We start from the raw sequence: 14,082 nt of genomic DNA on the forward strand, positions 1-14,082 counted from the left end.
TTTTTAAAATTACTATTTTTTGTACTTATTAACATTAATTCACAATTTTTATCACATTTCATCTATATCTTGCAAATTTTAAGGATTAGTAATCCACATTTCATGCCAAACATAAATCGTCTAGATTGAGTGTTTATTGTTTATTTTTGCTTTTTCACTAAATTTAGTATAGTATTACTAATTAGGGAAATATTATATTTTTTATTATGTATACTCCTAGCGGCATATGATACTTATTATGTCACCATCTACAAGTTCATAGTCGCTTGAAATTCTTCTGCAACTTCTAGCATCAAGTGCATGCATGAAACTATCACCTATATCCGTGTGTATTACATATGCCATGTCTCTTGGTTTAGAACCTTTCTTAATGAGTAGAGCATCTGGTAATATATTTCCCTTTTGGTCTGATAATTTATGTTCGTCTTCAACAGGAAAAACAACAATCATATCCAGAATTTCAAAAATTGCACTGTTAAGTGCTTTTTGTACTCCTGTACTTCCATACTTCTGGAGCACATGTTCTTTTATATAATTCAGAGCCTTCATTTGATTTTCATTGAGCTTTTCGGGTTCAAGGATCTCAAAATCAGAATCACCCGGGAAATAACTTATTAACCCTGCTTCTGAGGCACGTATAAGGGCAAGTTCTGATTCTGCTGAAGCTGCAATTACATTTCCATATTTATCTTCTAATCTTTTGATGTTTTCATCCGATGTGGGCATATCTGCCTTATTTGCAACTATTAGCATTGGTTTTGCTCTTTTAAGAAGGTCATCAAGGACCGCAATAATATCGGAATCATCCCATTTATCATAATCCTTATCAACGACCTTTTTTGCTTCAATAATATCTTCAAGCCTTATACCGGTTCCACTCAGCTGTTCAGAAATCACCTTAGCAAGATCTAGTCTTTCTGACATTACCTTCCTTATCATTTTATTCCAATTTTTCTTTAAGATTCCAAAAAGCCACATGGTGATCTCGTGTTCAAGAAACTCAACATCCTCCAGCGGGTCATGACTACCAGGTTCACAAGGCCTCCCCTCTTCATCTGTAGATCCTGAAGCATCGATAATATGAATGAAAGCTCTTGCCTGTCTAAGGTCATCTAAAAATTTGTTTCCAAGTCCTCGGCCTTCATGGGCACCGGGAACTAGTCCTGCAACATCTATAAGTTCAACAGGTATCAACCTTTTTCCAGATACACATTTTGAATTGTTAGGATTACATGTTACTTCCAGTTCTTTGCATGGGCACTCTGTTACAACATGTGCAACTGCTTTGTTAGCATCTATAGTTGTGAATGGATAACTTGCAACTTCTACTTCTGATAATGTTGCAGAATTAAAAAAAGATGACTTTCCGACGTTTGGTTTTCCTGTTACAGCGATTTGAAGCATTTTTCTCATTCCTGATATTTATAAGAATCTCTTAATTAATTTAATGGGCCATGTTAAATAACAATTTCGATAGTGAAAAAAACAATACTCTGAATTTATTTAATAATTCCATTTGTCAAATTGTTACTAGAGAAATATAAATATAAAAAAAATCTAAATATTATTTAGACATTAATCAGAGCTATGATCTAATTTTTATGAGTTTAAGGAGAATAAACAAATGTCAAAATTATATCTGGTGGGTGTTGGGCCGGGATCTGAGAAATATTTAACATTTGAGGCTTTAAATGTAGTTGGATCCTCCGATATTTTAATGGGGAGTAAAAGAGCTTTAAAACTTTTTCCAGATACAAAAGCCGAAAAAATAGAACTTAATGCTAAAAATATGGGGGAAATGCTTAATTTAGCCGTTTCAAAGGCATGTGAAGGACGAGCTGTTGCACTTCTGTCCACTGGAGATCCTGGATTTTCAGGCGTATTAAAACCCATCAAAAAATTGGCTGGAAAATTGGAATTTGAAGTTATTCCGGGTATAAGTTCGATTCAAATATGTGCATCAAAACTTCAAATATCATGGGATGAAGCCAATATCATAACAATGCATGGAAAGGGGATTTCAGGCGAATTAATTTCCTTATTATCAAATGGAAGAACCACCATTATTCTGCCAAACAATACAATTGAAGAAACTGTGGAATACCTTTTGGATCAAGGAATAGATCCAAACAGAAGGGCAGCAGTATGTGAAAATTTAAGCTACGAAAATGAAAAGATAGTGGAAGTCCAACTCAAGGAACTTTTAAATGAACAATTTGGTTATATGTGTGTGTTGGTTGTTTACTGAAGGTGGATAAAATTAAAAGCTCAGAACTGTTTTTAAAACTTAAACAAGAAATAGAACGCTACAGATCGCGAGTAAAACCTGAAAAGAAAATTGATGATGAGTTACAAGGAAAAATGTCCAATTATAATCTAGAAAATTTCAATAGATTAACAGGAACTTCCTATTTAGGGTGTGAAGAGGAAATTGATACAGATAAACTCGAAGATCTCAAACATGCCATAGATCATTACTTTGATTTTTATGCACCATATGATGAGGAATTTAAAGAATTTATAAAAATAATATCTATATACTTAACATTTATCGAAAAAAAGCCTTTACATCCTCCAGGAATAGTTTTTTCAGGAGGAAGAACTGTCTATCAAAGGGGAAAATTCTATTACTGTACTGGAAAAAAATATTTTAAAAATGAAGAAGAATCCCTTTGCAACTTTTGCGTTTGTCTAGAAGTTTAGATCAAGCAGTACTTCCATATAATGTAATAAGTAATTATCATCGAAATGACAAAAATGAATAAAATTCATTACTTGCAGATGGATTCATCTTCTCCTCTCCATGGTGGAGATACGATGCAGAGAAATTTCAGATCATCTTTACCAATATTTTTGATCCTTTGACATGCATTTGAAGGAATATATACAGATTGGCCTGTTTTCAAAACATTTGATTCCTTATTTATATATATTTTACCCATTCCATCAAGGATATAATATATTTCAATAGAATTTATGAGTTTATGGGGAAGTGAAGATTGATCCGGTCCAAGAATTGCATGGGCAATACTACAATCCATTTCTACATTATCGTTTTCAGGGTGAATAAGTTCGCATAGAGTTGTTTCATCGATGGCCTTGAAATACGTTGATTTTTTAATGTCTTTTATCAGCATATGAATCAAATAATTAGGTGTTAACAAAAAAATAGAAGGGTTTTAAACCCTTAATTAAGGAATTTAATTCATGGGGAGCGCTTTAACCTCTTCGGTATGATCTCCATAAAGGATGTCTCCGATCTCGGTTAGTCTTTCCATTCCCTTGACTTCGTGTTTTTGCAATGGGATCTCTGCAATAACCTGTCCACCAAATTTTTGTTGGATAGTAATAAGTCTTTGTTCTTGTATCTTTCGTCTTGCTGCACAGAATTCACAATCAGCTTCTTCTGGTTGGATCTGGTTTACAATTACTCCATCAGTCGTCATGTTGAACTTGTGGAGTGCTTCCATTGCACGTTCTGATTCGTATATAGACATTTCTTCAGGTATGACAACTGTTTTAAATGAAGTTCTAGTAGGATCTGCCATAATACCTCGTGCTTCCCTTATTCTTTTTTTAGTTTCTTCCATATCTTCTAAGGCTTTATCCTCTTCTTCTTCATCACCCATGAACGGCATGATATTCTTAAATGCCTTGGCCATACTACCAATTTGGCGCCTGACAGTTATCATCTTTCCAACCCATGAATCCATCATTTCAGGGAATGAAAGTAATCTGAGTGTGTGGCCTGTAGGTGCTGTGTCAAATATAACAATATCATATTCATCTGTGGTCATGTACTGGAGAAATTTGTCAAATGCAGCGGCTTCGTCTATACCGGGTGACATTGAAGCCATATCCATCTGATCTTGCATCATACCCATATCCATACCAGGATTTAGAGACTGTTGTTCTTTCATTTTGGCCTGATAATCTTGCATTGCAATTTCAGGGTCTATTTCTAGTGCTTCAAGATTTTCTGATATTGGTGTTGGGTTGTGACCAATATTTCTCTCGTATGAGTCTGATAATGAATGTGCAGGATCAGTTGATATTATCAAGGTTTTTTTGCCTTGTCTTGAAAACCATAACGCTGTAGCAGCAGAAATGGTTGTTTTACCAACCCCTCCTTTACCTCCAATAAATACAAATGTTGTTTTTCCTTTGTTGAACCTAAAAAGATCTTTAAATGCCATTATTTGCCCTCCATTTTTCATATTATTAATTAGTCTAAAATTTAGTCTAAGGTTGTGATGTATGATATGTTATAGTTATTTTTAAAGTTATTCTATGTTGACCTTTAAATAATAAATAATGTTTAATTTATGATCTCATATTTTTTCTATTTTAATAAGCACACTTAGGAATATTGTTTAAAAATTGTAAAATCTTATTTTGTTCAAATTTGATTTACTAAAATAAAATTAAAATCTTTAATAAATTTTTTTTCTTAGTTTTAAGAATAATTATGTTTTTGTTATGTTTCTAAAATTAATTAGATTATCTAAGTCTTAAAATTAGTATTTTTATCAGGATTAAGATTATACAATACAATGTGAATACCTGGTAAGTTGGTGGGACCGGTATTGTGAATCACTTATGTTTCTAATAAAATATATAGGAAGGAAATAAATAAAGGGACAATCATAATATTAATTAGTATTATAGATTAATAATTATATTAACGGGTGTGTTGGATATTAAATGGAGGTAGTGATATGCAAAAAATGGGCAGTGCAATAATATTGATCATTTTAGGTTTAATTGTATTGGCCTTTCCTTTATTAGGACTCGTTCCATTAAGTCTACTTACTGGATTCATAGTTCTTATCCTAGGTATAGGTCTTATATTGGGTGGAATAGCAGAGATGGGTGAAAGTGCAGGTATGGGAATCCTGGAACTGATATTGGGAATAATTGCCTTAATATTGGGTATTGGATTCATATTTAATCCTGCATTGTTCAGCTTTGTAGCTGGATTAATAGTATATATAGTTGGTTTATTCCTGATAATTGCCGGTATTATTGGTATTGTTTCAAAATCCGGTGGAAGCAGATGGAATGGAGTTTTAGCCCTAATTATTGGTATAATATACCTAATTGTGGGAGTTTTAATAGCAAATCCACTATACCTTGGAATATTAATTGGCCTCTGGCTGTTATTCACAGGTATAATAATGCTTGTCAAGAAGGATTAAGAAAAAAATTTAAATATCCAACAAACTCTATTTTTTTTTATTCTTTTAAAAATCTATAATAATTTTTTTACATTATTATTAGAATTATTTTCTCGTTTAATGCGATTGAAGTGATAATATTTTTGTCTGTTATTTAATATTGAGTTATTATTAGATAGGAAAGTTTATGTTGAAAGGAACCAATAAAACACTTTAGAGTAGTTAGTAATTAACTAGTAATGATAATGCTTCTACTATTGAGTTATATCTGTATCTAATAATTTTAAATCGTAATTTAAGAAAAAATAGGATGATATTTCGTAAATTCAAAAAAACCAATCCTACACTTAAATTAGATCCTCTTAAATAAACGGAATAGAGTTTAAATAAAGTTCAAAATATAAAAGCCATTCAGTGGTTGAAATGCAAGAAGAAACAAATAATATTCTCCAAAGGGATCAAGAAAAAATTGCCAAAAAAATTTCCAAATTTATAGCAGATAAGTGGAAAGAATCTCAAACATCAGGAGTGGTCATTGGGCTTAGCGGAGGTTTAGACTCCTCAACAACAGCTTATCTGTGCGCAAGATCCCTTAAAAATGATCAGATTTTGGGGATTATCATGCCAACAGTTACAACTCCAGATGAAGATATAGAAGATGCAATAACTGTTGCAGAGGCCCTTGGAATTGAATATGAGATTATCCATGTAGATGATTTAATAGCACCTTTCAAGGATCTTTGTATCCATGCTGCTCAGAAGAAACAGGGAACATCACACAACAGAGAACTTGCTAATGCAAATCTAAAGGCAAGAATTAGAATGATGATACTGTATTATCATGCAAATGACTTGAATAGATTGGTTGTAGGAACAGGAAACAGAACTGAACTTCTTGTAGGATACTTCACTAAATATGGTGATGGCGGTGTAGATATATTGCCAATTGGAGATCTTTACAAAACTGATGTGAGATTACTTGCATCGCATATTGAAGTACCTGAGGGAATAATTAAAAAACCCCCAACAGCAGGTTTGTGGGCAGGCCAGACCGATGAAGAGGAATTGGGTATAAAATATGGGCTTCTTGACAAAATGTTGTGTCTAATGGTTGATAAAAAGATGGAAGACATGGATATTGCACAAAAGCTGGGTATATCTATTGAAGAAGTTTTAAGGATAAGGGCTAAGGTTAATAGTTCGACACATAAGTTGAAACCAGCACCATCGCCTGAAACAATTTAATCTTTTTTATATTATAAACGGTGTAATAATGTATTCAATGGTTTATATAACTACTTCAGGAGATTTAGAGTCCAAGAAAATTGCAAGGAAACTTTTAGAAGAAAAACTGGCAGCTTGTATTAATATAATTCCAACAATAGGATCCATGTATCTTTGGAAAGGTACTATTGAGGAAGATTCAGAGTCAATTATGTTTATTAAAACAAAGTCAGAATTAGTTGTGAAGGTAATAAAGAGAGTAGAACAACTTCACAGTTATGAAATTCCATGTATATTAGAAATACGTGTAAATAATGGATCTAATAATTATTTAAAATGGATGAAAAATGAGTTGGAAATAAAATAGGGATTATTAATTGTGATGTTCAGTAACAAATATATTGAATATAAAAAAATTATTGAGATAGATTAATCTTATAAAAATTTATAATAATCATATTCTGATTAAAAATCAATTAAATCATATTTAGATTTTAATATGAATTAAAAAATTGAATATTTCTATGGATTTTAAGTTTATTTTGGGGTGATCATTTGACTGACATTAAAATTGAAGAGAAATGGCAAAGGAAATGGCAAGAAGCCGGTATATTCCACTCTGATCCTAATAATAAAAAGAAAATATATGTAACAGTAGCATACCCCTATCCTAGTGGAGCAATGCACATTGGACATGGAAGAACTTATACAGTTCCAGATGTTTATGCACGTTTTAAAAGAATGCAAGGATACAATGTCTTATTTCCAATGGGGTGGCATGTAACAGGTGCACCAGTTGTAGGGATTGCCAAACGTATCGAAAGAAGAGATCAGTGGACCATGGATATCTATAAAAATATTCATAAGGTGCCTGAAGAAGAGCTTGAAAAATTCATTGATCCCGAATATATTGTAGAGTATTTCAGTAGGGAATATCATGACGTAATGACTCGTATGGGTTATACAATTGATTGGAGAAGAGAATTCAAGACCTTGGATCCACATTATCAAAAATTTATAGAATGGCAGTTTAGAAAACTAAAAGAAAAGGACCTTGTACGTATAGGTGAACACCCTGTAAAGTACTGTCCAGAATGTGAAAATCCGGTGGGGGACCATGATCTTCTTGAAGGGGAAGGTGTAGGAATAAATGAACTAACACTTGTTAAGTTTGAATTAGATGGGGAATATTTGGTTGCAGCAACATTTAGGCCTGAAACATTATTTGGGGCTACTAATTTATGGTTAAATCCTGATTCAGAATATATTAAAATCAATGTGAATAATGAAAATTGGATAATAGCCAAAGAGGCCTACAGTAACATATTGAATCAAAAAAAAGATATTTTAAAGGTATCGGATGTCAATGCAAAGGAATTAATTGGTAAACATGTAAAAAATCCTTTAACTGGTGATAAACATATAATACTTCCTGCATCATTCGTTGATCCTGAATATGCTACGGGAGTTGTTTATTCTGTACCGGGACATGCTCCTGCAGATTTAATAGCATTGTTAGACCTTAAAAATAATGAAAAGCAACTTGAAAAATATAACATAAAAGATCAAGTTTTAGGGATTCAAGCAATCGGGATAATAAAACTTGAAGGATTCAGTAATGTCCCTGCAAAGGATATGATTGATAGATATAATGTTACAAATCAAAATGATATTAACTTAAAAGATGTTACTAACGAGTTATACAAACTTGAGCATGCAAAAGGGGTTATGGATAAGGATACTGGTGTTTATCAAGGGCTTGGTGTTTCAGAAGCAAGGGACGAGATTATTAAACTCCTGACAAATGAAGGAAAAGGAGATATACTTTTTGAATTTGCAGAAAGACCTGTTATTTGTAGGTGTGGAACTAAATGTGTTGTTAAAATACTTGATGACCAGTGGTTTTTAAAGTACTCCGATGAGAGATGGAAAGAAGTTACTTATCAGTGTTTAGATGACATGAATATCATACCTGAAGAAGTTAGGGCTAACTTCAATTATTATATTGGATGGCTTCAGGATTGGGCATGTTCAAGGAGAATCGGACTTGGAACCAAATTACCATGGAATAAAGACTGGTTAATAGAGCCTTTAAGTGATTCAACTATTTACATGGCATATTATACAATAGCAAAATATATGAAAGATATTAATCCCGAGGATCTCAATGATCAATTCTTTGATGAGATATTTTTAGGATTGAAATCTTCTGTAGCACCTACACATGGAATAAATCAGGAACTCACTAATGAGATGAAAGATGAATTCAATTATTGGTACCCTTTAAACTGGAGGCTTTCAGCCAAGGATTTGGTTGGAAATCATCTTTCATTCCATATATTCCATCATTCTGCAATATTCCCTCAGGAGAAATGGCCAAGGGGTATAGTTGTATTTGGAATGGGTTTATTGGAAGGTCATAAAATGTCCTCTTCCAAAGGGAATATTGTGATGCTGGAAGATGCAATAAAAACCTACGGATCGGATGTTATTAGACTGTTTTTAATGTCCTCAGCAGAACCTTGGCAAGATTTTGACTGGAGGGAAAATGAAGTAAAGGGAATTAGTAAACGTCTGGAATGGTTCCTTGAATTTTCACAGCGGGTAGAAAAAATTTACGGCTCAGAAATAATACTTGAAGATCATGAAACTTTACCTAAAGTTAAAAAACCTATAAATAAATGGATGTTGGCCCAAGTTAATATGCGAATTATGGATGCAACAAAAGCTTTGGAAGGATTTCAAACAAGAAAAGCATTACAAGAGGCGTTTTTCCTATTTAAAAAGGATATAGATCATTTCTTTTTCAGAATTGAACATGAAACAGAAGATGCAGTGGCAATGGAAGAAATAGCTGAGGTTTTGGTTTACATTCTTGGGGTATGGATTCGTTTGATGGCCCCATTCGTTCCACATGGATGTGAGGAGCTTTGGGAAAGATATGGCGGTCATGAGTTGGTTTCAACTAAAATGTGGCCAGAGCACTATCAAGATCCAAATGATGAAATAATTCAAAAGGGTGAAGAAATAGTGTATGGACTCTCTCAGGATATAAACGAGATCAAAAAGGTTATCAACATTAAACCGACTAAAATTCATGTTTATGTTGCGCCAGAATGGAAATGGAAACTGTTTGATATTGCAAACAACATTGGCAAACCAGATATAGGTAAAATAATGCAAGAAGCTATAAAACAAAATGTCCATGATAACAAAAAGGAAATAGCTGAATTTGCAAAGAAGATTGGAAAAGAAATGACTAAAATCAAGTATTTAGGAATGATAGATGAATATTCCGCCCTTAACAATTCAATTGAATTCCTTTCTGGAGAGGCTGATGCTGAGGTAATTATCTACGATAAGCCTACCTATGATCCCCAAGGTAAATCGCGTAATGCAATGCCATACAAACCAGCCATTTATATAGAATGATTATTCCATTTTATAATTTTTAAGTTGGTAAATTTCAGATCAAACATATGTCAGAGGAACATTCTAATAAATTATCAAGATAGACAAGGCAACATTTAACCTTTCAGAACCAAGATCCATTTCAAACTCAGAAGCTCTTAGAATTTCAGATCCTGATGGATGTTTAGTTTAATTGATAATAACAGAGCTATCGGCTACAAATACTCTAAAACCGGGATATGAAGGATTTTTAGGATATTCCAAAACCCTCTTCCGACATTTTGGGGCATAGTGAGTGATATAAATAGTATTAAAACTTAAAAAGAGGTTATGTGGGAAATTATCTTAAAAAAAGTGATAAATTGATTATGATGCCTTAGAGGGGTTAATTTTAATATTTTTTAGTTTGAAGTTTCAGAAAGTTCTTTAGGATACCAACATCTTCAACTTCTGTTTCAACAATATCCCCTACATTCATAGGTCCTACACCTGGAGGAGTTCCAGTTGATATTATATCTCCAGGATTTAATGTCATTATATTTGATATAAATTCAATCAATTCGTAAACATCAAATATCATATTTTTGGTGTTGGAATTTTGTTTCAATTCTTTGTTAAGTCTTAAAGAAATTTTTTGGTTCATTGGATCCATCTCTGTTTCGATCCAAGGCCCCAATGGTGCGAAGGTATCAAAACTTTTTGCTCTGGTCCATTGGATATCCTTTCTCTGTTTGTCCCTAGCAGTAACATCATTAACAACAGTATAACCTCCAACGTATTCGGGGGCATATTCAGATTTAACATTATGAGTTTCTTTTGAAATAACTATTCCAAGTTCTGCTTCATGATCAACTTGTGTAGAAGATCTGGGATAAATTATAGCATTTAAATGCCCTATAACTGCTGTTGCTGGTTTTATAAAAATAATGGGTTCTTCAGGGAGGTCCATATCAAGTTCCTTTGCATGGTCAGTGTAATTTAGACCAATGCACACAATTTTCGAAGGTACTATAGGGGCAATTATCTCTACTTCCTGAAGTTGATAGCTGTTTAAAAGTTCCAGTTCATCTACATTCAAGGTATTTATTGCTTCTATCATAGAGGAATTAATTTCCGTTATTTTTTGATTTTCTATTAAACCTGTTTTTGTTTTCATTTGTGTTTTAAATCCCACTAGTTTCATTGAAATCACACCATATGAATCATTTAAATGATTCTCTCAATTGGTACTACTAAAATGTCACGAGCACCTATCTTTTTGAGATGATTTACAAGATTAAAAACTTCTTTTTCATCAACAACAGCATGAACAGCTACAACATCATTATCAGAAAGTACATTTGAAACAGTAGGTCCTGTGAGTCCTGGCATGGCTTTTTTAACATCATCGAGGAATTTTTTGTTGACATTCATCATTACAAGCTTTTTACCCTCTGCATCTAAAACTCCTTTTATTCCGGTTCTTATGGCTTCAATTTTATCATTGTTGACTTTATAACTTTTTTTATTTGCAATGAGCTTAATTGAGCTTTCAAGGATCGTGTCAATGATTTTAAGATGATTCATTTTCAATGTGGTTCCAGTGCTTGTAAGGTCTGTAATTATGTCTGCAACGCCAATAAAGGGTGCTATTTCTGTAGATCCACTTAATTCAACTATTTTAGCTTCAATCCCTTTGTTCTTGAAATATCGTTTAGTTAAATTTGGAAATTCAGTTGCAACCACGGCACCATCTTCAATATCCGAAATTGTATTAGTGCCGGAATCTTCTGGAACAGCTAATACTAGTTTTGCACTTCCAAAGTTCAGATCTTCCAATATCTCAACCGATGCACTATTCTCTTCTATGAGGTCTAGACCAGTCATTCCTAGATCTGCAGCACCATCTGCAACAAATTCAGGTATATCAGCCGCTCTGGTGAACATAACACTTATCTCTTCATCATATGTCTCGGAAAATAGTCTTCTATTGGCAGTATCCTTTACTCCAATCCCTGCTTTGCCTAAAAGTTTGACAGCAGGTTCGCTGATCCTTCCTTTGGAAGGCAATGCTATTCTTATCTGCATTTAAATCCTCCTATTTCTAAAAATGTTTAAATCATGATTTAGTACTATTAAATTGATAACATGATAAAGTTGAACTGTTAAATATTTATGTTCTTCCCTCAATTCATATATGGTGTGAAAATGGAAAGCAAAAACATTCTTATAAAAGATGCAACAATCATTGCTGATGAAATAATAAAAGGCTCATTATTAATCGAAAACGATAAAATAGTGGAAATTTCTGACAAAATCGGAATTAGTGATGCAGAAGAGGTAATACTCGCAGATGACAAGATTTTACTCCCCGGACTTGTTAACACTCACACACATCTTTCAATGACACTCATGAGAGGTCTTGCAGATGATATCCCTCTTGATTCCTGGTTGAATAATCATATTTGGCCTGTTGAAGCAAATCTTACAGGGGAACATTGTTACGCTGGAGCATTATTAGCCTGTGCAGAAATGATCAAATCTGGAACCACATGCTTCAATGATATGTATTTTTTTATGGATCAAGTTGCAAAAGCTGCTGATGAAGCGGGTATTCGTGGAATGCTTTCACATGGAATGATAGACTTTGGTGACGAAGAGAAGAGAAAAAATGAATTCAAGGAAACAATTCGTATTATAAAAAAATGTCATAATACTGGAGATGGCAGGATTAAAGTTGCATTTGGGCCTCATTCCCCATATACATGTTCACAAGAATTACTTGAAGGAGTAAAGAAGGAATCAAATAAATATGGAGTTAGAATACACATTCATGTCTCTGAAACTCAGAAAGAAGTTTCAGACATTCAAGAGATACATGGAAAACGTCCATTTGAGTATTTAAATGATATAAACTTTTTAGGAGAGGAAGTAACAGCTGCTCACGCAGTGTGGGTTTCAGATTCTGAAATCGATATAATTAAGGAAAAAAATGTTAAGTTATCTCATAATCCTTCAAGTAACATGAAACTTTCATCGGGAATTTCTCCGGTTGCAAAACTTTTAGATAAAGAAGTTTGTGTGTCATTGGGTACTGATGGCCCTGCATCAAACAACAATATGGATTTATTTGAGGAGATGAAAATTTCTGCACTTCTTCAGAAGGTAAATACCATGGATCCAACTGTTCTGTCAGCTGCAAATGTTTATAAAATGGCTACTATTAATGGTGCTAATTCACTTGGCCTTGAAAATGAAATAGGAAGTATAGAAGTTGGAAAAAAGGCAGATATTGTCTTAGTTAACATGAAAATACCCAAATTAACTCCATTTAGAAATCCTATATCTCATCTGGTATATTCTGCTAGTGGAGGCGATGTTGATACAGTGTTATGCAATGGGACGGTACTTATGAAAAATAAGGAACTTTTAACAATTGATGAGGCAAGAGTAATTGAGATTGCAGAAAATGCTTCAGAAGATCTTCTATCGAAATGTTGAGCTATTTTTATGGGAATGGGGCCTATTGAGGTATAAAATGGATAAATTAGTTTTATTTGACATTGATAAAACATTACTGGTTGGTTCAACATTTCATTATGCTGCTTTAAAAGAAGCATTATCCCAAGTATATGGAATAAAAAACCCCCGTTCCATTCCAAATATGCAGGGAATGACAGATCTCAAAATTATTTATACAACACTTGCCTTGGAAAAACTGGATTCAGATACAATAAAATCTGGTTTAGACGAATGCATGGATTTGATGTATTTGAATTTTAAGGTAGCTCTTCAAAACAAAGATTTAATAGTGTTAGATGGTGTGAGACTATTGCTTGAAAATCTTCAGAGACTTGAAATACCAATGGGTCTTGTTACAGGAAACATGGAAGCCATAGCCTGGTTGAAACTTGAGAAAGTAGGTTTAAAAAAATATTTCCAGTTTGGTGGATTTGGAGATAGAGTTGTGAAAAGAAGTAGCCTGGTTAAGGACGCTATTGCAGAGTCTGAAAAAAATTTAGGTAAAATTAATTATGAAAATATTTTTTTGGTTGGTGACACACCGCGAGACATATTAAGTGGTCAGAAAGTGGGGGTTAAAACAATTGGAGTAGCCACTGGAGATTTTTCCAATCATGAACTTATTCTTGCTGGTGCTGATTTCATTCTTAATGATCTTAAAGACACAAAAACCGTTTTGGACATTATTTTGAATTGATATGATTTATGATATATTCTATTTTTTTTCTTTCAATTAACTAGTTTTTAGAATAAATCATATTTTATTGAA

Annotated in this window: 13 protein-coding genes; 8 read left to right on the forward strand and 5 right to left on the reverse strand. The window is 33.1% G+C overall.

Features of this window, described 5'->3' with window-relative positions; translation table 11 throughout:
- Positions 1-216 precede the first annotated feature (216 nt).
- A complete protein-coding gene (locus tag K8N75_RS03670) occupies positions 217-1,404 on the reverse strand; it encodes a redox-regulated ATPase YchF (protein WP_223790763.1) in 1,188 nt (395 codons plus the stop codon).
- 220 nt (positions 1,405-1,624) lie between these two features.
- On the opposite strand from K8N75_RS03670, the gene cbiE reads away from it, so the two are divergent.
- On the forward strand, positions 1,625-2,248 hold the full coding sequence (gene cbiE, locus K8N75_RS03675; RefSeq protein WP_223790764.1) for a precorrin-6y C5,15-methyltransferase (decarboxylating) subunit CbiE: 624 nt from the start codon (positions 1,625-1,627) through the stop codon (positions 2,246-2,248).
- A 2-nt stretch (positions 2,249-2,250) separates the two neighbouring features.
- Complete coding sequence (locus tag K8N75_RS03680) at positions 2,251-2,703, forward strand: DUF2115 family protein (RefSeq protein WP_223790765.1); 453 nt, start codon at positions 2,251-2,253, stop codon at positions 2,701-2,703.
- A gap of 68 nt (positions 2,704-2,771) precedes the next feature.
- Here the strand turns inward: K8N75_RS03680 and K8N75_RS03685 are convergent, their stop codons facing one another.
- Both K8N75_RS03685 and K8N75_RS03690 read right to left on the reverse strand, forming a co-directional pair.
- Entirely contained in the window at positions 2,772-3,137 is a 366-nt protein-coding gene (locus tag K8N75_RS03685; RefSeq protein ID WP_223790766.1) for a cupin domain-containing protein, read from the reverse strand.
- A 63-nt stretch (positions 3,138-3,200) separates the two neighbouring features.
- A complete protein-coding gene (locus K8N75_RS03690) occupies positions 3,201-4,196 on the reverse strand; it encodes an ArsA family ATPase (RefSeq protein ID WP_223790767.1) in 996 nt (331 codons plus the stop codon).
- A 522-nt stretch (positions 4,197-4,718) separates the two neighbouring features.
- Between K8N75_RS03690 and K8N75_RS03695 the strand changes: the two genes are divergently transcribed.
- The 4 genes from K8N75_RS03695 (at position 4,719) to leuS (ending at position 9,833) form a co-directional block, all read left to right on the forward strand.
- A complete protein-coding gene (locus K8N75_RS03695; protein WP_048192177.1) occupies positions 4,719-5,198 on the forward strand; it encodes a DUF308 domain-containing protein in 480 nt (159 codons plus the stop codon).
- Between the two features lie 402 nt (positions 5,199-5,600).
- Positions 5,601-6,422, forward strand: coding sequence for an NAD+ synthase (locus tag K8N75_RS03700; RefSeq protein WP_223790768.1), 822 nt, complete (start codon positions 5,601-5,603; stop codon positions 6,420-6,422).
- Positions 6,423-6,450: 28 nt separating this feature from the next.
- On the forward strand, positions 6,451-6,768 hold the full coding sequence (gene cutA / locus K8N75_RS03705; RefSeq protein ID WP_223790769.1) for a divalent-cation tolerance protein CutA: 318 nt from the start codon (positions 6,451-6,453) through the stop codon (positions 6,766-6,768).
- Between the two features lie 188 nt (positions 6,769-6,956).
- Positions 6,957-9,833, forward strand: a complete 2,877-nt coding sequence (leuS, locus tag K8N75_RS03710) for a leucine--tRNA ligase (protein ID WP_223790770.1) — start codon at positions 6,957-6,959, stop codon at positions 9,831-9,833.
- 370 nt (positions 9,834-10,203) lie between these two features.
- On the opposite strand, the gene K8N75_RS03715 is transcribed toward leuS, so the two are convergent.
- Together K8N75_RS03715 and hisG are read right to left on the reverse strand one after the other, a co-directional pair.
- Positions 10,204-10,995, reverse strand: coding sequence for a fumarylacetoacetate hydrolase family protein (locus K8N75_RS03715; protein WP_223790771.1), 792 nt, complete (start codon positions 10,993-10,995; stop codon positions 10,204-10,206).
- Between the two features lie 23 nt (positions 10,996-11,018).
- Entirely contained in the window at positions 11,019-11,879 is an 861-nt protein-coding gene (gene hisG / locus K8N75_RS03720; RefSeq protein WP_223790772.1) for an ATP phosphoribosyltransferase, read from the reverse strand.
- 120 nt (positions 11,880-11,999) lie between these two features.
- On the opposite strand from hisG, the gene K8N75_RS03725 reads away from it, so the two are divergent.
- Together K8N75_RS03725 and K8N75_RS03730 are read left to right on the forward strand one after the other, a co-directional pair.
- Positions 12,000-13,292, forward strand: a complete 1,293-nt coding sequence (locus K8N75_RS03725) for an amidohydrolase family protein (RefSeq protein WP_223790773.1) — start codon at positions 12,000-12,002, stop codon at positions 13,290-13,292.
- Positions 13,293-13,329: 37 nt separating this feature from the next.
- A complete protein-coding gene (locus K8N75_RS03730; RefSeq protein ID WP_223790774.1) occupies positions 13,330-14,010 on the forward strand; it encodes an HAD family hydrolase in 681 nt (226 codons plus the stop codon).
- The last annotated feature ends 72 nt before the right edge of the window (positions 14,011-14,082 follow it).

Origin of the sequence: Methanobacterium spitsbergense, assembly GCF_019931065.1 — an archaeon.
GTDB lineage: Archaea > Methanobacteriota > Methanobacteria > Methanobacteriales > Methanobacteriaceae > Methanobacterium_B > Methanobacterium_B spitsbergense.